This window comes from Streptomyces sp. NPDC023723, assembly GCF_040639815.1.
In the GTDB taxonomy this organism is placed as follows: Bacteria; Actinomycetota; Actinomycetes; order Streptomycetales; family Streptomycetaceae; genus Streptomyces.
On sequence record NZ_JBFAAP010000034.1, the window covers coordinates 33,024 to 55,922 of the forward strand.

Annotated in this window: 14 protein-coding genes and 2 pseudogenes; 9 read left to right on the forward strand and 7 right to left on the reverse strand. The window is 72.2% G+C overall.

All coding sequences use genetic code 11. The features are described 5' to 3' along the window. The first annotated feature begins 22 nt into the window (after positions 1-22). Positions 23-2,680 carry a pyruvate dehydrogenase (acetyl-transferring), homodimeric type gene (gene aceE / locus AB0G32_RS28235; protein ID WP_361169150.1) on the forward strand — a complete coding sequence of 886 codons (2,658 nt, stop codon included), beginning with the start codon at positions 23-25 and terminating at the stop codon, positions 2,678-2,680. Between the two features lie 322 nt (positions 2,681-3,002). On the opposite strand, the gene AB0G32_RS28240 is transcribed toward aceE, so the two are convergent. Next, positions 3,003-3,854: an alpha/beta hydrolase gene (locus AB0G32_RS28240; RefSeq protein WP_361169153.1), complete on the reverse strand. Its 852-nt coding sequence runs from the start codon at positions 3,852-3,854 to the stop codon at positions 3,003-3,005. Between the two features lie 215 nt (positions 3,855-4,069). Between AB0G32_RS28240 and AB0G32_RS28245 the strand changes: the two genes are divergently transcribed. From AB0G32_RS28245 to AB0G32_RS28255, 3 genes are all read left to right on the forward strand, one after another. Further along, positions 4,070-4,864, forward strand: coding sequence for a class I SAM-dependent methyltransferase (locus AB0G32_RS28245; RefSeq protein ID WP_361169156.1), 795 nt, complete (start codon positions 4,070-4,072; stop codon positions 4,862-4,864). Between the two features lie 129 nt (positions 4,865-4,993). Next, positions 4,994-5,554, forward strand: a complete 561-nt coding sequence (locus tag AB0G32_RS28250; protein WP_361169159.1) for a hypothetical protein — start codon at positions 4,994-4,996, stop codon at positions 5,552-5,554. A 9-nt stretch (positions 5,555-5,563) separates the two neighbouring features. Continuing rightward, positions 5,564-6,115 (forward strand): hypothetical protein, encoded by a 552-nt coding sequence (locus tag AB0G32_RS28255; RefSeq protein WP_361169162.1) that lies wholly within the window; start codon positions 5,564-5,566, stop codon positions 6,113-6,115. A 104-nt stretch (positions 6,116-6,219) separates the two neighbouring features. Here the strand turns inward: AB0G32_RS28255 and AB0G32_RS28260 are convergent, their stop codons facing one another. Next, complete coding sequence (locus AB0G32_RS28260; protein WP_361169165.1) at positions 6,220-8,958, reverse strand: AAA family ATPase; 2,739 nt, start codon at positions 8,956-8,958, stop codon at positions 6,220-6,222. A gap of 394 nt (positions 8,959-9,352) precedes the next feature. Here AB0G32_RS28260 and AB0G32_RS28265 point away from each other — a divergent pair. Both AB0G32_RS28265 and AB0G32_RS28270 read left to right on the forward strand, forming a co-directional pair. After that, positions 9,353-9,967 (forward strand): annotated as a pseudogene (locus AB0G32_RS28265) (sigma-70 family RNA polymerase sigma factor); the annotation flags it as partial. 93 nt (positions 9,968-10,060) lie between these two features. Further along, on the forward strand, positions 10,061-12,679 hold the full coding sequence (locus tag AB0G32_RS28270; protein WP_361169168.1) for an AAA family ATPase: 2,619 nt from the start codon (positions 10,061-10,063) through the stop codon (positions 12,677-12,679). Here AB0G32_RS28270 and AB0G32_RS28275 read toward each other — a convergent pair. The 4 genes and pseudogenes from AB0G32_RS28275 to AB0G32_RS28290 all read right to left on the reverse strand — a co-directional run. Next, positions 12,662-15,433, reverse strand: coding sequence for an AAA family ATPase (locus AB0G32_RS28275; RefSeq protein ID WP_361169171.1), 2,772 nt, complete (start codon positions 15,431-15,433; stop codon positions 12,662-12,664). The genes AB0G32_RS28270 and AB0G32_RS28275 overlap by 18 nt on opposite strands. A gap of 206 nt (positions 15,434-15,639) precedes the next feature. Next, positions 15,640-18,381 carry an AAA family ATPase gene (locus tag AB0G32_RS28280; RefSeq protein ID WP_361169173.1) on the reverse strand — a complete coding sequence of 914 codons (2,742 nt, stop codon included), beginning with the start codon at positions 18,379-18,381 and terminating at the stop codon, positions 15,640-15,642. A gap of 474 nt (positions 18,382-18,855) precedes the next feature. After that, positions 18,856-19,359: an N-acetyltransferase gene (locus AB0G32_RS28285; protein WP_361169176.1), complete on the reverse strand. Its 504-nt coding sequence runs from the start codon at positions 19,357-19,359 to the stop codon at positions 18,856-18,858. Positions 19,360-19,568: 209 nt separating this feature from the next. After that, positions 19,569-20,269 (reverse strand): annotated as a pseudogene (locus tag AB0G32_RS28290) (transposase); the annotation flags it as partial. Here AB0G32_RS28290 and AB0G32_RS28295 point away from each other — a divergent pair. Next, complete coding sequence (locus tag AB0G32_RS28295; RefSeq protein ID WP_361169179.1) at positions 20,264-20,734, forward strand: winged helix-turn-helix domain-containing protein; 471 nt, start codon at positions 20,264-20,266, stop codon at positions 20,732-20,734. The pseudogene AB0G32_RS28290 and the gene AB0G32_RS28295 overlap by 6 nt on opposite strands. Further along, positions 20,680-21,189: a transposase gene (locus tag AB0G32_RS28300; RefSeq protein WP_361169182.1), complete on the forward strand. Its 510-nt coding sequence runs from the start codon at positions 20,680-20,682 to the stop codon at positions 21,187-21,189. The genes AB0G32_RS28295 and AB0G32_RS28300 overlap by 55 nt, the downstream gene beginning before the upstream one ends. Before the next feature lie 90 nt (positions 21,190-21,279). Here the strand turns inward: AB0G32_RS28300 and AB0G32_RS28305 are convergent, their stop codons facing one another. Next, positions 21,280-21,702 (reverse strand): secondary thiamine-phosphate synthase enzyme YjbQ, encoded by a 423-nt coding sequence (locus tag AB0G32_RS28305; RefSeq protein WP_361169185.1) that lies wholly within the window; start codon positions 21,700-21,702, stop codon positions 21,280-21,282. Positions 21,703-21,792: 90 nt separating this feature from the next. On the opposite strand from AB0G32_RS28305, the gene AB0G32_RS28310 reads away from it, so the two are divergent. Beyond that, positions 21,793-22,872: an NAD(P)-binding domain-containing protein gene (locus AB0G32_RS28310; RefSeq protein ID WP_361169189.1), complete on the forward strand. Its 1,080-nt coding sequence runs from the start codon at positions 21,793-21,795 to the stop codon at positions 22,870-22,872. Positions 22,873-22,899: the final 27 nt, after the last annotated feature.

Sequence of the window (22,899 nt, forward strand, 5' to 3'; positions counted from 1 at the left end):
ACACCGCGCCAGGAAGGCCCTCATGAGCGAGCTCGACCAGTTGCCCGACCGTGACCGTGAGGAGACCGCCGAGTGGCGTGCCTCCCTGGACGCCGTCGTGCGGAACGCCGGTCCGCAGCGGGCGGCCTACCTGGTGCGACGGGTGCACGAGTTCGCCGCGGAGTCCGGGACGCCGCTGCCCGGACTGCTGTCCTCGGACTACATCAACACCGTCCCGGCCGTGGCGCAGCCACAGTTCGACGGTGATCTGGAGATGGAGTCCCGGATCACGGCGCTCAACCGGTGGAACGCCGCGGCGATGGTCACCCGCGGCGCCCCCTCGGGGCTGGGCGGGCACATCTCGACGTACGCCTCGGCGGCCTGGCTCTACGAGATCGGCTTCCAGCACTTCTTCCGGGGCAAGCACGGCGACGGCTCGGGCGACCAGCTGTTCCTCCAGGGACACGCCTCTCCCGGCATCTATGCCCGGGTGTTTCTCGAAGGACGCCTGAGCCTGGCGCAGCTCGACGGTTTCCGGCGGGAGGCGGGCGGTCACGGCCTGCCGTCCTACCCCCACCCCCGGCGGCTGCCGTGGCTGTGGGAGTTCCCCACCGTGTCCATGGGGCTCGGCCCGCTCGGCGCCATCTACCAGGCCCGTTTCAACCGCTATCTGCACGCCCGCGGCATCAAGGACACCTCCGCCTCACGGGTGTGGGCATTCCTCGGCGACGGTGAGACGGACGAGCCGGAGTCGATGACCGCCCTCACCCTCGCCTCCCGCGAGGGCCTGGACAACCTCACCTTCGTCGTCAACTGCAACCTCCAGCGCCTGGACGGGCCCGTGCGGTCGAACTCGAAGATCGTCCAGGAGCTGGAGGCCCGCTTCCGAGGGGCCGGCTGGAACGTGGTCAAGACTCTGTGGGGCGAGGCCTGGGATCCCCTGCTGGCGCGGGACACCACCGGCGACCTGGTCCGGCGCCTGAACGCCGTACCCGACGCGCAACTGCAGACCCTCGCCGCGCGGGACGCCGGCTACGTCCGCGAGCACTTCTTCACCGGCGAGGCACTCTCCACCCTCTCCGCCGCTCTGAGCGACGCCCAGGTGGTCAGCCTGTTCGCCGCCTCCCGGGGCGGGCACGAACCGTTGAAGGTCCACGCCGCCTACCGGGCCGCCGTCGAGCACCGGGGCACGCCGACGGTCGTCCTCGCCCAGACGGTAAAGGGCCACACCCTCGGCTCGGCGTTCGAGTCCCGCAACGCCAACCACCAGATGAAGAAGCTCACGATGGCCCAGTTCCGTGAGATGCGCGATCTGCTGGAGCTGCCCATCCCCGACAGCGCGCTCGCCGGCGACCAGGTCCCGTACTGGCATCCGGGCGAGGACTCCCCCGAGGTGCGCTACCTGCGCGCACGCCGGGCCGCGCTGGGCGGTCCCGCACCGGCCCGCGAGGTGACCGCGAAGCCGCTGCCGGAGCCGTCCGCCAAGCCCTTCGCGGCGTTGGAGAAGGGCTTCGGCCGCCAGGAGGTCGCCACCACGATGGCACTCGTCCGTCTGGTCAAGGATCTGATGCGGGAGGAGGAGACGGGGCGCCGCTGGGTGCCGATCGTCCCCGACGAGGCCCGCACCTTCGGCATGGAATCGTTGTTCCCCACGGTCGGCATCTACTCGCCGCAGGGCCAGAACTACGACCCCGTCGACGCCGGCCAACTCCTCCACTACAAGGAGAGCGCCACCGGACAGCTCCTCATCGAGGGCATCACCGAGGCCGGTTCCGTCGCCGAGTTCACCGCCGCGGCCACCTCGTACGCCACCCACGGCGAAGCGATGATCCCCTTCTACATCTTCTACGCCATGTTCGGGTTCCAGCGCACCGGCGACCAGTTCTGGGCACTGGGCGACCAGATGGGCCGCGGCTTCGTCGTCGGCGGCACCGCCGGGCGCACCACCATGACCGGTGAAGGGCTCCAGCACGGCGACGGCCACTCCCACCTGCTGGCCGCCACCAACCCGGCGACGATCAGCTACGACCCGGCGTTCGCCTACGAGATCGCCGTGATCGTCCGGGACGGCATGCGCCGGATGTACGGCGAGGACCCCGAGAACGTCTTCTACTACCTCACCGTCTACAACGAGCCCACCCGGCAGCCTCCCATGCCGGCGCTGCCCGGCATCGAGGAGGGCATCGTGCGGGGCATCTACCGGTACCGGACCGCGGACTCCTCCTCGACCGCTCCCCGGCTCCAGTTGCTGGCCTCCGGTACGGCCGTCCACTGGGCCCTGCGCGCCCAGGAACTCCTCGCCGCCGAGCACGGCGTGCACGCCGACGTCTGGTCGGTGACCTCCTGGACGGAACTGCGCCGGGACGCGATGCGCGCCGACGACGCCCGCACCCGCGGGGAGGACCGCACCCCGTACGTCAGTCAGGCGCTGGCCGGTGCTCCGGGGCCGGTGCTGGCGGTCAGCGACTGGATGCGACAGGTACCCGACCAGATCAGCCAGTGGGTCGAGCAGGACTACTACTCCCTGGGCACCGACGGTTTCGGCCTCTCCGACACCCGTGAGGCCGTACGCCGCTACTTCGGAGTGGACGCCGAGTCGATCGCGGTGACCGCCCTGGACCGGCTGGCCCTCGCCGGGCAGGTCTCGCCGGAGGCTGTCGTGCGGGCCCGCAGGCGATACGGCCTCGACCTGGAGGACTGAACAAGCCCGCCGGTGCGGCCGACAGGTCGCACCGGCGTGAGCGGGGCGGTGGGGACGTCCGCCCCGTGTGCCGGTCCCGGTTCCGTGAGGGGAGCCGGGACCGGCCGCGTTCCGGTGCCCGGGGCCATGTGGCTCAGGTTCGTGGTGAGGGTTCCAGCCGAGGTGCGGAACGGTCACGTCGTCCACCAGGCCGCGGCAGAGGGTGGGACGCGGGCCTTCGTCGGGCGGGCGGTAGTGGTGCGGGGCGCTGTGCGTGCGCGCACGCATGAGACCGGGGCGGTCCTGACGGCCGCCCCGGTCTCGTACGCGCCGCGCGCGGGAGTCAGCGCGCGGAACGCGCGGCGTCCTCGATGACGTCGGTGACCTTCCCGGGGTGCGAGACGCTCACGGCGTGCGAGGAGCGGACCTCGCTGGTGTGGGCACCCGCCCGCGCGGCCATGAACTCCTGGGCGGCGGGCGGGATGTTGAGGTCGCGGGTCGCGATCAGGACCCAGGAGGGGATGGTCTTCCAGGCCGGTTCGGCCGCGCCCTCGGACAGGGCCGCCTCGGTGACCGGTCGCTGGGTGACCGCCATCAGGTCGGTCTGGTCACGGGGCACGTCCGCGGCGAACTGGTGGCGGAACGTGTCGTTTCGTATGTACAGGTCGGTGCCGCGCGAGCCGTCGGGGTTCGTGACCGGCACGGGCCGCAGCGCCTCGCCGAGGGTGGAGCCGGGGAACCTGCCCGACAGGCCGACCGCGCTCTCGCCCTGCTCGGGGAGGAAGGCGGCGAGGTAGACCAGCGCCTTGACGTCGGCGTCGCCGGTCGCGGCGTTGCTGATGACGGAGCCGCCGTAGGAGTGGCCCGCCAGGACGACGGGCCCGTCGATGCCGGCCAGCACGTCCTTCAGGTAGGCGCTGTCACCGCTGAGGGAGCGCAGCGGGTTGGCGACGGCGACCACCGGATAGCCGTCCTGCCGCAACCGCTCGATCACACCGTTCCAGCTCGTGGAGTCGGCGAACGCACCGTGGACCAGCACGACGGTGGGCTTGGGACGCTGCCCGGGCCCGCCCCTGTCGGCGGCGGCCGGGACGACGGTGGCGGCCAGCAGCGCCGCCGCGGCACCGGCACCGGTCAGGACGGTGAGCGCGGCACGGGATCGGCGGGTGAGGCGGGTGAGGGTGGTTCGGTTCATGTCGGATGCCCTTTCTGGCCTGTGTCTCGTTTCTAGGACCGGCCATACGGCCCGGGTGTGACACGCCCTTTCCTCCCGTCCCGGTCAGTCGGGAACGACAGTTTCAAGCTCGTGTCCCGCGGCGAAACGCCTCAGCTGACGTCGGATCAGTCGCACGTCCCGGCGCGCCGGGCGCCCGATGTCACAGGACCGGCCGCCGCTCTGTCTTGCCGGGCATGCACCTCGTCACCGTGATCGCACCGACCATCCGGCCCCGGCCTGATCCCTACGCCACCACCGCGGAGTTCTACGACATCCTCCAGGCCGACGAGGACGAGGCGCTCGTCCGACGCCTCTACGGTCCCGCGGTCGCGAAAGCCCGGCAGGGTGTGCTGGACATCGGGGCCGGGACGGGACGGGTGACGCTGATGAGCCTGGCGGAATCCGGGGCCGACGTGCACGCGGTCGAGCCCTCGCGTGCCATGCGCACCGCGTTGACGACCCGTCTCGCCGCATTGCCGGCCTCGTGGGATCGGGTGACGGTGTATCCGCGCCCGCTGGACGAGGCAGCCCTGCACCAGGTGGCGGACGTCGCCGTCTGCCACAATACGGTCGCCTGTCTCCCGCCGGCCGCCCGGCGCACGCTCTGGCCGTCGATCGGCGCGGCCCTCTCCCCCGGTGGCTCACTCCTCCTCCATCTGCCGCCCGCCCGACTTCCCGCCCTGGACGTCGTACGGGTCTTTCCCGAGCGGCGGATCGGCCGGCACGAGTACGGCGGGCGCATGGTGATGTCGGCCGTCGGGGACCGTATCCGCGCCCGTGTCGACTACCGGGTCCGGGCACGGGGCAGTGTGCTGCGGGAACACACCGAGACCTTCTGGATGTGGCCCGCATCGCGTTCCGCACTCGTCCGGGACCTGGAACACCACGGGTTCGTCCCGTCGCCCCGGCCCACCGACGCGGCTGTCCTCGAGATGACACTGCGGCATGGCCGGGCGGCCGGCGCCGGTGCCACGACGAGAGCCGGCTGACGGTCTGGCGGGTGCCGGCGTCACACGGTTCGCCCGGTGTGACCGACCAGGGCGGAGCACGACGAGTGCGACCTCCGTCGGCCCGCACGCCAGGGAGGTGATGCTCGACGACGGGTGCGCCTGCGGCGCGTGGGCGACGGTGAGCGGCTGGAGGCCGCCTTCACCCCGGGTGCCCGGATCGCCGTCGGCGGCGGTGGCTGGACCGGTCCGGAGACCGCTGCGGCTGCCCGGACCGCTCGGGCCCCCGTCGCCAACGCCTGGCACCTGCGGCTCGGCCGGCACCTGCGCGTCGAGCACTGGGAGAGCCTTGCGGGCCTGAAGCCGGCGCGCTGTCACAACTCTCGCGGCTATCCGGTCAGTGCGGTAGTGCGCTCGGGTGCCGGCCCCCGGGCTCCGATCACGACCCCGGCCGAAGAAGGACGTCTGATGACCCACGATCGCCACGAGCCCGTCGACAGCGCCGCCTCCGCCGGTGTCTTCCTGGCCGCGGAGGCCGCCTTGCTGGAGGCGCGTGCGCAGTTGCTCCGGGACGCCATCGACACCCTCGACGCACGCATGCGGGAAGCCTCGGAGAAGCTGTGTCTGCTGCGGATGCCACTTCCCCTGCCGGCGGCAGACCGTGTGGAGCGCCAAGACAGTGGCAGTCGTCGTGGTGACGAGTATGCTTCCTCGCAGGATGTCCGAGCCTGAGAGGAAGACATGCCCCCGGCGACTCGCGCGGCGCACCACATCGAAACCACCGCTGAGAGCCTCCAGGAGGACCTGGCCCGCCTGGAGATCCAGAAGGACGCTCTGGAGAGGGAGCTGGCGGCCGTCGTCGCCCACCTCGGCTCCGTACAGCGCGCCTTGAGCGCTCTCACGGATCTGATGACGGATGCGGCTGCCGCCGACGCGGTGACCGGTGCGGACGAAGCCGCCGGCACCGATGAGGCGGCGCCCACCGCAGGCGCGGGCGCCCGGAAGAAGACGTCCACGACGCGGCGGCGGCCGGGGAAGCGGCAGCCGGCGAAGGAACCGGCTGTTCGGCCAGGGGCAGGGAAACCGGGGAGCTACGGCCGGCTCACCGAACAGATCATGGACTACTTCGCCCGGGTCGGTGGCGACGACGTGCGCGCCCGTGATGTCGCGGCGGCGCTCGGACGCGACACGGACAGCGGCAGCATCAACGCCGTCCGCAGCACCCTCGACCGGCTCGTCGGCGCTTCCCGCATCGAACGGACCGGTCGCGGCCTCTACCGCGCGAAGCCCTGACCGTCCGGGGTGACAATTCGGCGGCTGAGAGTCCAGTGGGTCACATGGGGTCCACGAGACCGTTCACCCACACCGTTGTGAAGTCTCAGCGGCGGTCGGGACTGTCAGCTGCCACCCAACGCTTCGCCGAGTCTGGTGCGTGAAGTGACCCCCAGCTTGGTGAACACCTTGCGCAGATGCCATTCGACTGTGCGTGGGCTGATGAACAGTTCGGAGCCGATCTCCGAGTTCGTCTTGCCTTCGGCGGCCAGCCGGGCGATGTGGGCTTCCTGCGCGGTGAGGCCCTCGTGCGCGTCGGTCTCTTGGCCCCGCATGGACTCGCCGAGAGCGAGGAGTTCACGACGCGCGCGCTCCGCGAAGGCCCGGGCGCCGAAACTGTGAAGCATGTCGAAGGCCGTACGCAACTGTTCGCGCGCGTCGGCGCGCCGGTCCTCGCGGCTGAGCCACTCCCCGTACACCAGATGGGTGCGGGCGAGATGAACGGCCACCCGGCTACGTCCGAGGTGTCCGAGGGCCTCCCGGTACAGCCGGTCGGCGGCCCGGCCGCCGCTGAGCAGGGCCCGGGACCTGGCCAGGACGCCAAGGGCCCACTCCGTGCCGCTCGCGGCGGCCCGCTCCTCCAGCCGGACCAGGGCCGCCGCGGCCGTTCCCGGGGCTCCGCCGCGGACTCCGGCCTCGACGAGTTCCATGAGGGTGAACCCGACGACCGACAAGTCGTCGTACTGGCAACCCAATTCGGCACTGCCGAGAGCGTCCTCGTACTGGCCGAGACCGTTGTGGAGTACGGCGAGGAGGTAGTGGCCCAGGCCGATCGCCCGGCCCTCACCCCAGGTGGACGCGTCCCGGACACCGGCCCGGATCAGCTCCGCCGCCCGGACGCCGTCACCGCGCCAGGCGGTGAGCAGCAGCGGGGCGTACCCGAGGGGTGAGTTGCCGGTCACCTCGGTGAGGTTGCCGGACTCATTGATCAGCTCGGTGGCCTGGTCGAACTCCCCCGCGTGCACATGCACGGCCGCACGGTAGGAGAGGGCCAGCGGAAGGAAGTTGAGCGCACCGGTCTCGCGGGCCGAGCGGACGGCCCGCGTGGTCAGCGCGTGCCACGTCTCGTCGTCCCACAGCTCGCCGGCCACCAGCCACGTCAACCACAGCCAGCGCACGATGTCGTCGTCATCGTGCCCGGCGGCCCGCCGGAACGCCAACAGCGCCGACCGCAGCAGCGAGGAACCGTCCACGTGGCTCTCGGCGAACCAGGTCGCCAGGCCGTCTAGCAGCAGGTCCGCCGGCCGGGGCGGCAGCGGCCCGGCCGGTGCGGCAACGGCGGCCTCGGCCACCTGACGTACTCCGACGGGTCCACCGAGGCGACCGGCGAAGACCGCCGATCCGAGTGCTTCCAGGTATGTCTCCCGCGCTTGGCCCTCGGCGATGTTCTCCAGGCGAGCGGCAGCGTCGAGCAGCAGCGGCAGCGCCTCGCCGCCGCGCCGGCGCGCGAAGGCAATCTGGGCACGCAGCCGGGCCAGCCGGGCCTGCTGGGCCTTGTCCAACGGCAGTGTCTGCGCCGCGGTGAGGAGTTCGAGGGCCACCTCGGGGGCCCCGGCCTCGAACGAAGCCCGTGCCGCGGCCGCCGCCCGCAGGCCACGTCTGCCCGCATCGGGCGTCAGCTCGCTCGCGCGCCGGAGGAACGCGGCCGCCGCCGCCACACCGCCGCGGGCCTGCGCTCGGCCGGCCGAGCGCTCCAGGTCCGCGGCCACGGCCTCGTCGGGCTCGACCGCCGCGTGGGCACTGTGCCAGGCACGGCGGTCCGAGTCGAACTCGGGAGCCGTCGCCTCGGCGAGCGCGCGGTGCACGGTCCGGCGCTCCGCGGGCGGGGCCGCGCGATAGGCCGCCGAACGCACCAGCGGATGGCGGAAGCGCACCCTTGTGCCGAACTCGATCAGCCCCGCCTCCTCTGCCGCCCCCTCGGCGTCCGCGTCGATCTCCAGCCGCTCCGCGGCCCGTCGCAGCAGGGGCACGTCCCCCACCGGTTCGGCGGCCGCCGCCAGGAGCAGGCGCTGCGCCCCGTACGGCAGTGACTCGATACGCCGTACGAAGCTGTGCTCGATCTGGCTCGTCAGCGGCCGTGCGTCCGGACGCCCGAATCCGCCGGCCAGGTCGGCCGTGGTCAGACCACGCGTCAGTTCCAGCAGAGCCAGGGGATTGCCCCGGGTCTCGGCGACGATGCGCTCCCGGACGCGTTCGTCCAGCCCCCCGGGGACCACCGACTGCAACAGCTCCCGCGCGTCGTCGTCGCGCAACCCGCCGACCTCGACCTCCGGCAGCGCGGCCCACGGGTCGTCGACGGCCCCGGAGGCCGGGTACCGTGCCGCGAAGATCAACGCCACGCGCTCCGCGAGGAGTCGGCGGGCGACGAAAGCCAGGATCTGCGCGGAGACCCGGTCGAGCCACTGCGCGTCGTCCACCACGCACAGCAGCGGCCGCTCCTCGGCCGCCTCGGCCAGCAGACTGAGTACAGCCAGCCCCACCAGGAACCGGTTCGGCGCGCTGCCGCCGCGCAGACCGAGCGCGGTGGCCAGGGCGTCGTGTTGGGGACCGGGGAGCCGGTCGATGTGGCCCAGCATCGGCATGCACAACTGGTGCAGCCCGGCGAAGGCCAGCTCCATCTCGGACTCGACACCGACGGCCCGAAGCACCTGGAAGCCCGGCGCGTTCTGTGTCACGTAGTCCACCAGGGCCGACTTGCCGACCCCGGGCTCACCACGCAGGACCAGTACCTGGCTCCGGCTCCCCCGGGCCTCGGTGACCACGTGGTCCAGCACCCCGCACTCATGGCTTCTGCCCAGCAGCACACGTTGAGGAGCGTTGCTCGACATCCACCACCACCGCGCAGGTCAGAGGGCCAGACCCTGATCGGCTCGGGTCGCCCCCATCATGCCCCACCGCCTGCGGCCCGACCAGTCAACGCGTTCGCGGGTCCCCGGGGTGGACACCCCTCAAATGGCAACGTACAGCGACCATTTCGTCACTCAGCGAACACACCAGGGGGTGCGTGCCCCGGGGGCCAGGGGGTGGACCAGGCGTCCCCAGGGGCGCCGTGGAGGGGCCCGGAGGGCGAACCTGGAGGCCATCACACCGACGGATGCCGCGAGTGAACGGAGCCGAGTCCTCGCCTGCGCGCCCGACGTCCCCCCATGGCCGCGCGCCTCGCAGGCACCCACCCGCAAGATCGGAGACAACAGGCTCATGAACCCCGACCCGTCCCCGGGGGACGGCACCCTGGAGGAGGCCGTCTCCGTCTTCGTGGAGCTGCGGCCACGCCTTTTCGGTATCGCGTACCGCATGCTGGGCAGCCAGGCCGAAGCCGAGGACGTCGTCCAGGAGGTCTGGCTGCGATGGCAGCGGACCGACCGGTCGGCGGTGGTGAGCCCCGCGGCGTTCCTGTCGAGCGCCACCACTCGCCTCGCCATCAACGTGGCCCAGTCCGCCCGGGTCCGCCGCGAGACCTACATCGGCCCCTGGCTGCCCGAGCCCATCGACACCAGTCAGGACCCCGAGGCCGGCGCCCAGCGGGCCGAGGCCCTGGAACTCGCCCTGCTCCTCGTCCTGGAGCGGCTGCCTCCTACGGAGCGGGCCGCGTACGTCCTGCGGGAGGCCTTCGACTACGCGTACGCGGACATCGCCGAGATGCTGCACCTCAGTGTGGTCAACGTACGGAAGATCGTGAGCAGGGCGCGCAGGCACCTTCTGTCGGAGCAGCGGGAGACCGTCGACGCCGGGGAACACCGGCGTCTGCTCACGGCGTTCGTCACCGCGGCCCGGACCGGCGACATCACGTCACTGGAAACACTGTTCACTCCTCGCACCGGCGCCCCGAAGAGCACACTCAAGGGGAAACGGTCGGCCGCCCCGCTGTGATGCCACGACCGAGAAGGCAAGAAGAGGAAAAGTCACATGTACGTTGTTCCGCGACGCGGCACCGGGGCGAGCGAGGAACCCCGAACACGGCTGCGCGGACGGCACGCCGAGTGCGCGACGCTGGACGAACTCCTGGCGGCGGTGCGCGCCGGCCGCAGCTCCGTCCTGGTTCTGCGCGGCGAGGCGGGTGTCGGGAAGACCGCGTTGCTGAACCACGGGCGAAGCGGTGCGGACGGCTGCCGGACCGTCACGGCGACGGGCGTCGAGTCGGAGCGGGAGCTGGCCTTCGGCGGGCTGCACCAGTTGTGCGCCCCGTTCCTGGGGCGGATCGGTTTCCTGCCCGCACCACAACGCGACGCGCTCGGCACGGCGTTCGGCTTGGGTTCCGGGGCACCGCCGGACCGCTTCCTGACCGGTCTCGCGGTGCTGGGCCTGCTCGCCGACGTGGCCGCGAAGGAGCCCCTGTTCTGCTTCGTCGACGACGCCCAGTGGCTGGACGAGATGTCCTCGCAGACGCTCGCCTTCGTGGCGCGGCGCCTGCGGACCGAGCGAATCGGGCTGATGTTCGCCGTACGGGAGCCCTCCATCGTGCCCGGACTGGCGCAACTGCCCCACCTCGTCGTGGAACCACTGGGCGACGGCGACGCGCGCGCCCTGCTGGACTCCGTGGTCCCGGGCCGCCTGGACGGGCTGGTCCGTGACCGCGTCGTCGCCGAGTCACGGGGAAACCCGCGCGCCCTGCTGGAACTGCCCCGCGGGTTGACCCCGGCCCAGCTGGCGGGCGGGTTCGGACGCCCCGACGCACGCCCCCTGGCCGGCCGGACCGAGCAGGGTTTCCTGGACCTCGTCGAGGCGCTGCCGCCGCAGACTCGCCGGCTCCTGCTCATCGCCGCGGCCGAACCGGTGGGCGACGTGACTCTGCTGGCCAGAGCCGCTGAGCTGCTGGGTGTCGAGGCCGCCGCCGCATCGGCGGCCGAGGCGGCGGACCTGATCACCATCGGGTCCCGGGTGCGGTTCCGGCACCCGCTGCTGCGCTCGGCGGCCTACCGGGTGGCCACCGCCGAGGACCGCCGGCACGCGCACCAGGCGCTGGCCGACGCGACGGTTGCCGGCACCGATCCCGACCGGCGGGCCTGGCACCTGGCCGCCGCCACCGCCGGTACCGACGAATCGGTGGCGGCGGAGCTGGGCCGCTCGGCCGGACGGGCCCAGGAACGCGGTGGCGTAGCGGCCGCGGCCGCCTTCCTGGAGCGGGCCGCGGAGCTGACCCCCGACCCGGCCGTGCGCGGCGTCCGCACCCTCGCGGCGGCTCGCGCCATGTACCAGGCCGGCGGATACGACACCGCGCTCGCGCTGCTGGACGCCGCCGCCGTCAATCCCATGGACGAACGTCAGCTCGCCGAGGCGGCACTGCTGCGTGGTCAGGTCACGTTCGCCTCCCGGGGCGCCGACGAGGCGTTGCCGTTGCTCCTGGGGGCGGCCGAGCGGCTCGAGTCGCTGGACCCGGGGCTGGCACAGGAGACTTACCGCGACGCGCTCGACGCCGCTGTCACCGTCGGCCGTCCGCCGGACGGAGCGGAGCTGCGGAACATCGCCAGGGCGGCACTCGCCGCACCCCCGGGACCGCCGCCGAAGTGCAACGGCCTGCTCCTGCGGGGGCTGGCCACGATGGCCGTCGACGGGTACGCGGCGGGCGTGCCCCTGGTGCTGCGGGCGCTGACCGCCTTCCGCCACCGGGAGGTCTCCCCCGGGGAGAGCCTCGGCTGGCTCCCGCTCGCCGCGCGCCTGGCCTTCGACGTCTGGGACTTCCACAGCAACACGGTGCTCTCGACGAAGCTGGTCGACCTCGCTCGTGCGCGGGGGGCGCTGTCCGTGCTGCCGTCCGCTCTCCTGCATCTGGTGTCCAACCGTGTGCTGGCCGGTGAGCTCGACCACGCGGATACGCTGATCGCTCAGATGAGGACCAGCGGCGAGGCGACGGGCAGCCGCCATCTCGTCCACCACGTCTCCCTGATGACCGAGCCGCTGCGGGGCCGGGAGACCGCGACGCTCCGAGCGGTCGACGCCGTCACCCGGGACGTGGACCGGCACCAGGACCGGCGTGGCGAGACGCTCGGCTCCGGCCACTGGGCGAAGGCGCTGCTCTACAACGGACTCGGCCGCCACGAGGAGGCGTACGCCGCGGCGGAACAGGGCACGGAGGAGCCGCGGGAGTCGGGGCCGTCCGTCCGGTCGATGGTCGAACTGGTCGAGGCGGCCGTGCGCAGCGGACGGCCGTCCCGCGCCGTCGAGACCGCCCGGCGGCTCGACACGGTGGCACGGGCCAGTGGTACCGACTGGGCCCTGGGCACCGCGGCCATGGTGCGGGCGCAGGTGAGCGAGGGCGCCGCCGCGGAAGCCCTGTACCGGGAGGCGATCGAGCGGCTCGGCCGTACCGACGTGAGGGTCACCCGCGCCCGTTCGCACCTCCTCTACGGCGAATGGCTGCGCCGTGCGGACCGTCGCGTCGACGCGCGCGACCAGCTGAGTACTGCTCACACCCTGTTCAGCCAGATGGGGGCCGAGGGCTTCGCGGAGCGGGCCTGGCACGAGCTGCGCGCCACCGGTGCGACGGCGGGCGGCCGCCCCGGCCCGTCGTCACAGCTGCCGTCGTGAGGTGACACCGAGCTTGCCGAAAATCTTCCGCAGGTGCCACTCGACGGTGCGTGGACTGACGAACAACCGTGTGCCGATCTCGGAGTTGGTCAGTCCTTCCCGCACCAGCCGGACGATGTGCACCTCCTTGGGTGTCAGGTCGCCCTCGGTGCTCGCGGTGCCCCCGGTGCCCTCCACGGGCCGGTGGACGCTCCCGCCCACCGCTCGCTGAGCGAAACCACGCATGTCCATGGCTTCGAATCGGCTCTGTGCGAGACCCAGTTCCCGCGCAGCCTCGTCGTGGCGGCCCCGGTCACGCAGCCATTCGCCGTACACGAGGTGGGCGCGAGCCGACTCCCCGCGGATACTGGTGCGGCCGAGCGCCTCGATCGCCTCCAGATAGTGGACCTCCGCCCCCGCGTCCTCGGTCAGCAGGGCACGGGACCGGGCCTCGATGCCCCTGGCCCAGTCCGTGCCGCTCGCCCGGGTCAGCTCGGTCAGCCGGTCCAGCGCGTCGGCCGCCTGGGCGGCGGTGCCGGCCCGGGCATTGGCCTCGATGTACTCGACGAGGGACCACACCGGGATGCCCATCTCCAACTGGACGTACTCCCGGCTCGCGAGGTCGGCCGCCTCCGCCGCCTCCGGGTACCGCCCGAGGCCGTTGTAGAGCAGGGCCCGGGCCCACCGGCTGACCACCGGCCCCACGCCCTCCCCGCGGTGCTCCACCCCTTCGTCGGCTCGTCTGCTCAGGTCCAGGCACTCGGCCTCCCTGCCGCGCCAGGCGGCGACGAAGAGCGCGCCGTAGATGGGGGCGGCCGTCCCCACCGCCTCGGCGAACGTCTGCACCTCCTGGGCCAGTGCCGCGCCCTCGGCGAGCTCACCGTCGAGGACGTGCACCACACAGCGCATGGTCAGGGCGAACGGCAGCGCGGTGGCCTGCCCGGCCTCCCGTGCCAGCCGCAGGTGCCGGCCGGCCAGTACGGACATCGTGTCGTGGTCCCACAGCCCCACGGCGGTCACGCAGATCAGCCAGAGCCAGCGCAGCCCCTCCGTCGGCGAGAGGTCGGGCTCCCGGAAGGCGCCGAGGGCCCGGCGCAGTTCCGGTACGGCGGCGGCATGGCCGTCGATGATACGGACCGCCAGGCCGTCGAGCAGGAGGTCCGTCGGGCGCGGGGGCCGCGGTGCCGGGAGCCCGCGGGCCGCCCTGGCCGCTTCGTACTGCCCGTCGTCGTACGCCTGGGGTCCGGCGAAGATCGCCGCGTTCACCACCTCCAGGTACGTGTCGCGGGCCAGCTCGACATCATGGTCGGCGAGCCGCTCGGCGGCCGTGAGCAGGAGGCCGGGAGCCTCAGCGCCCCGGTCCGTGGTGAACGCGATCCGAGCCCGGACCAGGTCCACCTCGCCGCGCCTGCGCTCGTCCACGAGGTCCGTCTCGGCCAGGGAGAGCAGTTTCAGCGCGCGGTCGGGTTCACCCGCCTCGTGGGTCGCGCGTGCGGCGGCCAGCGCCCGGTCCCGCCGGCGGACGGGGTCGGGGGTGAGTTCGACCGCGCGGGCCAGCAGCGCGGCAGCCGCGGCGGACCCGCCACGTGTGTGGGCCCGCCCGGCGGAGCGTTCGAGTTCCGCCGCGATGGATTCGTCGGGACCGGTGGCGCCGTGGGCCGCGTGCCAGGCCCGGCGGTCGGGGTCGGCAGCCGGGTCCGTGACCTCGGCCAGCGTACGGTGCATGCCACGCCGTTCCTCGGGCGAGGCCGACCAGTAGACGGCCGAGCGCACCATGGGGTGGAAGAACCGGACCCGGTCCCCGACTTGGACGAGCCCGGCGGCAACCGCGTCCGTGGCGACCTCGGGGTCGATCCGCAGCTCGCGCGCAGCACGCCAGAGCAGTGCGGGTTCCCCCGTGGGGTCGACCGCCGCGGCGAGCAGGAATTCACGGGTGTCCGCCGGAAGTCCGGCGATCCTGTTGACGTAGGTGTTCCGGATGCGCTCTCCGACGGGCCGCGTGCTCGGAAGTCCGAAGCCACCGGTCAGTGCCGCCGGCGTCGACCTCCTCGACAGCTCCAGCAGCGCGAGTGGGTTGCCCCGCGACTCGGCGAGGACGCGGCGCAGGACGCGCTCGTCCCACGGTCCCGGCAGCACGGACCGCAGCAAGGCGTCGGCCTCAGGCTCGGGCAGGCCTTTGATCAGCAGTTCCGGGAGACCGACCGGTTCCGGGACGCCCGGCGGCTCTTCGTCCGACGTCCGGGCGGCGAAGACGACGGCCACCGACTCCGTCTGAAGGCGCCGCGCCGTGAACGCCAACGCCTGCATGGACGCGCGGTCCAGCCACTGGGCGTCGTCCACGACGCAGAGCAAGGGACGGTCCCGGGCCGCCTCCGACAGCAGCCCGAGGACGCCGAGGGCTACGAGGAAGCCGTCGGGGGCCCGGTCCGATCCCATCCCCAGAGCGCCGCTGACGGCATCGCGCTGAACCCCGGGAAGCCGGTCGAGACGGTCCGTCATGGCGGCGCACAGCTGGTACAGGCCCGCGTAAGGCAGTTCCATCTCCGACTGCACACCGGCGACGCGGGCGACCCGGAACCCCTGGGCCCTGGTCGTCACGTACTCCAGCAGCCTGCTTTTTCCCACCCCCGGCTCGCCCCGGAGCACCAGCACCCGGCTGGCACCGCCGCGCACGGCGTCGAGCAGGCCGTCCAGCAGGTCGCACTCACGGCGGCGGCCCAGAACCGGCCCGTGCTCGGGGCGGGACCGCTCCGTCTGCTGAGACAGGGTGAACACGCATCTACCTCCGTCGTGAACCGGGTCGCTCTCCGAGCACGGAAACACCGGCCGTCCTGATTCGTGCCGCCGGCGCCGAGATCGACAGGAGAGTGACAGGCTGGGGTGGCCGCCGAGGCGGTCTGTGTGCCCGCCCGGAACCCACTCTCGTGCGCGGGGGAGCCGAAAGCATCAGTCACTTGACGGTCAGCGGGGGCCTCGCGGCGTCACTCCGGGGAGTCGGCACCGTGCGCCGCGGCCTGTCCTTCGTCCAGCGTGGCGAGCGCGGCGGCCAGCTTGCCGCGACTGGTGATACCCAAGCGCGGATAGATCCGGTACAGATGGGCTCCGACGGTGCGGTGCGAGATGAACAGGCGCTGTCCGATCTCCCGGTTGCTCAGTCCCCGTGCCGCCATGACCGCTATCTGCATCTCCTGTGCCGACAGCCTGGTGCCTGTGTTGACCTGCCGCTGTCCGTCGGACTCCCCGGCTGCGCGCAGTTGTTCGCCCGACAGTTCCAGCCAGGGCCGGGCCCCGGTCCGCTGGAACTCGTCCCGGGCAAGACGCAACGGTCTGCGGGCATCGACGTTGCGGCGCAGGCGGCGCAGCCGGCGACCGTGGTGAAGGTGCAGTCTGGCCCTGGCCAGCGTCCAGTCGGCGGGCAGCGCGGCGAGCGCGGCGACGTAGTCCTCCTCAGCGGTGCCGTCCGGGCCCAGCACCGCGGTGGTGTAGGCGCGGGCGACCGTCATCATCTCCGAGGGCAGAGCGCTGGCCAGTTCCGGGAGGCCGGCGAGGAGTTCTCGCGCCGACGCGACCCGGCCGGCGGCCACGGCGGCGTCCGCCAGGTCGGGTACCAGCAGCCAGCGGCACACCGAGTGGTAATGGGGGTCGCCCGGATCGAAGGCGGCTGCCAGGATGTCGTAGGCCTCGCTGGGACGGCCGTCGAAGAGTGCGAGCAGGCCGTCGACCTGCTGGGCTCGCGCGGCGGCGAACGGCATGCTGAGGAAGAGGCGGTGGGCGCGCATCTCGCGCATCGTCCGGGCCGCGTACCCGGTCTCGCCGCGCAGGGCCGCCACCAGGCCGACGTTCGCCTTGAGGCTGAGCCACATGAGCCACTCGCCCGTCTCCTCGGCCAGTGCGAGCCCCTCGGTCGACTCTTCGCGCGCCTGGTCCAGCTGTCCGAGATAGGACCGCGAATAGCTGGCGGCCAGGGAGCGGGCGAGCAGTCCGAGCCGTCCTTGTGCCCGCCAGGTGGCCACTGCCGGTGCCAGATAGCGGACGGCGCGGGTGACCTCACCCAAGCCCATGGCCCCGCTGCCCAGGTAGTGCGTGTCCCGGCCCCCCTCGGGCGCCGCTTCGAGGGTGTCGATTCTCGCCAGCACCTCCGCTCCGTACCGGTAGGGCTGGGCGTACGCCCGCACAGCGAGCACGTGCGGGGCGTCGGGTGGAGAGTTCCAGCGGTCGAGTTCCGCGGTGACCCGGGCGCGTACGCGCGCGTCGCCGTCCTGGAAGAAACAGCGGGCCGCGGCACGCCAGAGCAGATCCCTGGCGACGTCCTCGGCGCCCGCGTCGAACGCGCCGGCCGCCGCCGCGACCATGTCCTGAATACGTCGTTCAGGGGCGCCAGGTTCGAAGGCGGCGCTGTCGGAGACCACCATGAGCCGGGCCCGCTCCACCGGTCCGAGCACGTCCAGGTCGGCCTGGCCCAGCAGCAGTTGGGTCGCGATGCGATCGTTGGTCTCGTCGGCGAGTTCCGCCGCCCGGACCAGGATGCCGGTGCGCCGTCGCACGTCCCGGACGAGGTCGGCCGCCTGCCGCAGGACCGGGACCGCCGCCGCCGTCTTGCCCCGGACCAGCGCGGCGTCCGCGAAGGATTCAAGCCGGTCGGCGAGCGCGTCGTCGGGGCCGATGGCAGCCGCTGCCTCGTGAACGAGCTGTCGGTCCGGCCGGTCGTGCAATACGGCCGCCAGAGCCCGGTGCGCCGCGAGACGGTCGGCGAGCGGGGAGCGGGTGTACACCGCCGAGCGCATGAGCGGATGCCGGAATTCGGGAACGCGGCCGGTCAGTACCACCAGGCCCGCGTCGATCGCCTCCTGGAGCGCGTGCACGGAGACCGGCGTGCCGCACAGGGAACCGGCGATGTCCAGCAGGACGTTCAGCGGTGCCGTCGGTTCGCTGGCCAGCGCGAGCAGCAACGCCCGGCACTCGCCGCTCGCCGAGTCGGCACGTGCCGCGAACGCGGCTTCCAGCCGTTGGGTCAGTGGTAGGTCGCCCAGCTGTCCCGGACTGTGCCGCACGGCTTTGGGCAACTCCACCAATGCCAGCGGATTGCCCACGGCGCGGTCCAGGACGAGCGATCGCAGCGACGCCGACAGGTCCGGCGCGTGCGTGTCCAGCAGTTCGGCGGCGGCTGCCGGGGCGAGCGGGTCCAGCCGGACGTCCGGGTGGACACCCAGGCCGTACTCCTCGGCGGAGTCGGCCCGCGCGGCGGCGACCAGCAGGATCGGCAGGTCACCGGTGCGCCGGGCGACGAACCGGAGCACGTCCCGGCTGGAGGAATCGACCCACTGGAGATCATCGGCGAGCAGCAGGAGGGGCTGCCGGTCGGCCGCGTCGGCCAGTAGTTCCAGTGCGGCGAGCCCGACGCGGTGGATCGGCGGGTCGGCCTCCGTGGCACCGAACGCGCCGTTCAGAGCCTGCCGATGCGGGCCCGGCAGGTCCTTGATGCCTCGTGCCGCGGGTTGCAGGAGGAGCTGCAAGGCCGCGAACGGCAGCCACTGCTCGGTCTCCACCCCGGAAGTGCGCAGCACTCGGAAGCCACGCTGGGTGGCTTCCTCGTGGACGGCACGCAGCAGCGTCGACTTGCCGACGCCGGCGGTCCCGTAAGTGAGCAGTGCGGTGCCGTGTCCACCGGCGGCGAGGTCCAGCAGCTCGCGCAGAACACGCAGTTCCTCGTCCCGACCGATCACCGCTCACGCTCCCCGATCAGTCCACGCGCACCGCTCATCGAAGCCGCCGACACTGATACTGCCACAACAACATCAGTCAAATGACTCTCGGATGACTCAACGAGCGGTCGCCCCGGCGTCTGCCGCTGAAGCCGGCGGCTCAACTGATCGTTTCGAGATGGCTACTGGCCGATCACTCGGCATCAAGTCGTCGGATGACGTCGTCGAACCCACCGGCATCGAGTAGTCCCCTGGTCACCTTCAGCCGGGGAGAAAAGTCCGTACGCCGACACGGGGTCGCCCACCCGCTTCCCGGTACCGCCGCCGGTGCGCCGACCGGGGTCTCGGGCCCCACGGGCAGCACTGCGCATGACGCACAGGACCACGATCCGTTCCGCCCGGACCACGGTTGCGGGCGAAACCGGCACCGTCTACCTCGTTCATGCAGCCGAGGACCGTCGCCTCCACGTCAAGACCGGTACGCGCAATAACCACTTACGCGTCGGGATGCTCCGGCAGGGCGAGCCAGTCCGACCAGGAGATCTCGCGGCCGAGGAAGCGCGGCTCCTCGAACGGCCAGTCGGTGACGATCCACCGCGGCACCAGCGCGTCGAGGGCCTGCTCGACCTCGCTGCCCACCAGTTCGTCCACCACCCACCAGGAGATCTCGCCGTCCGCGCCGGCTCTCTCCGGTGGGTCGATGTAGACGCAGCCGAGCAGAGCTGTCTCCGCCGCGTCGAACAGCGCGTAGTTGAAGGACTGGTGCGCGGCGATCTCCTTCTCGTGCCGCAACAGGTCGGCCTGGTCGGCCTCGTAGGTCATGGTGGCCGCGGGCCAGCCCCAGGCCGGGCCGAAGAGAACCCACAGTCGCTCGCGCGAACCCATCACAGCCGGATAGTCGAGTGGAGCGTCCGTCTCCCGGATCGGCCGCAGGTGATGACCACCGTCCGGCAGCGGTATTAGGACGGGGTGGACGAAGTCATCGGGAAGCCAGCTCATGGCGCCCGACCGTAGCAAGAGGCTGTCTGCCGGGCAGGGCCTGCGAGCACTCGATCGAGGCTCCCGTTCGACGCCGGCCCCAGACGACTCCGGCATCCCCGACGGACGTCCTCACCACCACGGCTCCGCCGGAAGCTCCCCCCGGCTCCACGCTCGCACGCTCCCGCCACCGTCCGTGATGCCGCGCCGGGGTGTTGCACCGTCCCGGGGCGGGCGTTCACGCTCTCGACAGCGTTCAAGCTGCGGATGACCTTGCGTATCTCGACGTCGAAGGAGAGGAAGGGAACGAACTCGGCCCAGGCGTCCGACCACAGCTTCACGATTGCCGGGTACGTCCGCCCCCGGGACTCGCCGTCCGCCAGGACTGGGACAAGGTCGCCAAGACCCTCAAGTAGCGGAACGAGTGCCGCAGCGGCCCTTGAGCCCGTCGCAGACCAGCATCAGCATGTCGTCCAGGCCGCGGTTCTTCAGCTCGGTGAACACGTGCAGCCAGTACTTGGCGCCTTCGCCGCCGTCACCGGCCCAGATGCCGAGGAGTCGCGGGTGCCGTCCACGGTCACAGCCATCACCACGTAGATCGGACGGTTCGCGACCTGCCCGTCCCTGATCTTGACGTTGATGGCGTCGACGAACAGGACCGGGTGGACGCGGTAGAGGGGGCGGCGCTGCCATTCGGCCATGCCGTCCATCACCTTGTCGGTGCTGGTGGAGATGGTCTGCTTGGACACCTCCGCCCGTAGACCTCGGCGAGGTGAGCCGACATCTCCCCGTGGGTGAATCCCTTCGCGGACAGCGACAGCGCCATCTCGCGGGGCACCTTCACCTCCACCGGGCCGACATCGGTCAGCACGGCCTTCGCCCGGGTGCCATTGCGGCTGTTGCCGTTGTTCTTCCCGGCCGGGTCGTGCCGGACCGTCTCCTCGACCAATTCCACGGCCCGGGGCTCAAGCACTGCGGCGCCGACCCGCCACCGGCCGGCCACCCAAGCTGGACGACGCCCAGGTTGAAGTGGTGCTGGCCGCCCTGGAGCCGGGCGCCCAGGCGCACGGGTTCGAGGCGGACCTGTGGAAACCTGGAACGGGTCGGCGTGGTGGTGGAGCGGGTGACCAGGGTAACGCCGGCGCGGGCCTCGGTATGGCGTCTGCTGACCGGGCGGCTGGGGTGGAGTATGCAGCGGCCCCGGCGACCGGCCGTCGAACGGGACGAGTCCGAGACCGCGCGACGGGTCGCCCACGAGTGGCCGCGCACCAGCAAGGGGGGCAGTGAAGAAACGTGCCTGGATCGTGCTCTTCGACGAATCGGGCGTGTCGCTTGCCTCAGGTGCGCCGCGCCTACGCGCCCCGCGGGCGTACTCCCACGCTGCGGCACCGGCTGAACTGGAAACGAGCCGGGATGGCCGCCGCGCTGGGCTACCACGCCACCGACGGCGGACGCGGCTCACGGCTGTGCTTCCACCCCAGGCCGGGCAGCTACGACACCACTCCCCTGATCGAGGTGCTGGAGCAGGCCAAAACCTTCTACGCCGGTGAGCCGGTGGTGTCGGTATGGGACGGACTGTCGGCCCACTGGAGCCGGGGCATGCGGACCTGGACTGCCGAGCAGGACTGGCCGACGCTGGAGCGGCTGCCAGCCCATGCACCCGAACTCAACCCGGTGGAAGGGCTGTGGTCGGCCCTCACGACCCGAGAGTTGGCCAACCTCGCCCGCGACCACCTCGCCGACGCCACCGAACGCGGCATCCCCCGGGTCTGCTCCAGCGAGCAACTCCCGTGGGCCTTCCTCACTCACTACAGGGGCGGGAGCACGGTCGCCAGGGCATCGTGGGGCTAGGCTCGTAGGTGCTTCGGCCCGTGTCCGGGAAGGCAAGCCTCTCGTTTGGTGCGGCCGGAAACGGCTCCTACAGTGACGTCGGACGCGGCACTACCCGAGGAACGACAACCGCACCGTACGGTTGTGATTCGAGACGTTCGTGTCGACCAGGCACACCGACTGCCACGTCCCCAGTTCCAGTCGCCCGGCCACGACGGGCAGCGTCGCGTGCGGTGGTACGAAGGCGGGCAGGACGTGGTCGCGGCCGTGGCCGGGGGTGCCGTGGCGGTGCTGCCAGCGGTCGTCGGCGGGGAGCAGGGTGTGCAGGGCGGCGAGGAGGTCGTCGTCGCTGCCGGCGCCCGTCTCGATGACGGCGATCCCGGCCGTGGCGTGCGGGACGAAGACGTTGAGGAGTCCGTCGCGGCCGGCCGCGGCCTCGCTCAGGAACTGTTTGCAGTCGCCGGTGATGTCGACCACCCTCTCCGAGGAGCCGGTGGTGAGGTTCAGGGTCCTGGTGGTGAAGGCATCTGACATGGGTCCCATCCTGACGTACGCGGCCGGTGGTGGCGGCGGGGTGGTGGCGTGGGTGGGAAGATCCACCCCCGTGCCGCTGTTGGCAGTCGTGTGAGCCACGTACGCGAGACCGAGGTCGTCGTCATCGGTGCCGGGCAGGCGGGACTGTCCGCCGCCTACCATCTGCGGCGCTCCGGGTTCGAGCCGGAGCGTGACTTCGTGGTGCTGGACCACTCCCCCGGCCCGGGCGGGGCCTGGCAGTTCCGCTGGCCGACGCTGACGTACGGCAAGGTGCACGGGATGCACTCGCTGCCCGGCATGGAGCTGACCGGCGCCGATCCGGCGCGGCCGTCCGCCGCGGTGGTCGCGGAGTACTTCGCGGCGTACGAGCGCGCGTTCGAGTTGCGGGTGCGGCGGCCCGTCGAGGTCCGCGCGGTGCGCGACGGGTCCGGCGGGCGGCTGCTCGTCGAGACGTCGGACGGGGTCTGGTCGACGCGTGCGCTGATCAACGCGACCGGCACCTGGGACCGGCCGTTCTGGCCGCGCTACCCGGGGCAGGAGACGTTCCGGGGGCGGCAGTTGCACACGGCGCGGTATGCCGGCCCCGAGGAGTTCGCCGGACAGCGGGTGGTCGTGGTGGGCGGGGGTGCCTCGGGCACCCAGCACCTCCTGGAGATCGCCCCGTACGCGGCCGCCACCACATGGGTGACCAGGCGGCCGCCGGTCTTCCGGGAGGGGCCCTTCGACGAGGACGCGGGGCGGGCGGCCGTCGCGCTGGTGGAGGAGCGGGTGCGGCAGGGGCTGCCGCCGAAGAGCGTGGTGTCGGTGACCGGGCTGCCGCTGAACGACGCCGTCCGGGCCGGTCTCGACTCCGGTGTGCTGGACCGGCAGCCCATGTTCGACCGGATCACACCTGACGGGGTGGCGTGGCAGGACGGGCGCACGGTCGCCGCCGACGTGATCCTGTGGGCGACCGGGTTCCGGGCCGCCGTGGACCATCTGGCACCGCTGCGGTTGCGGGAGCCGGGTGGCGGTATCCGGGTCGAGGGCACGCGCGCGGTCGCCGACCCGCGCGTCCACCTCGTCGGCTACGGGCCGTCGGCCAGCACCGTCGGCGCCAACCGGGCCGGCCGCGCGGCCGTGCGGGACATCAGGCAACTGCTGGCCGGGGCGGAACGCCTGGCCGCGTGATGGCGTGATGGCGTGATGTCCCGCCGG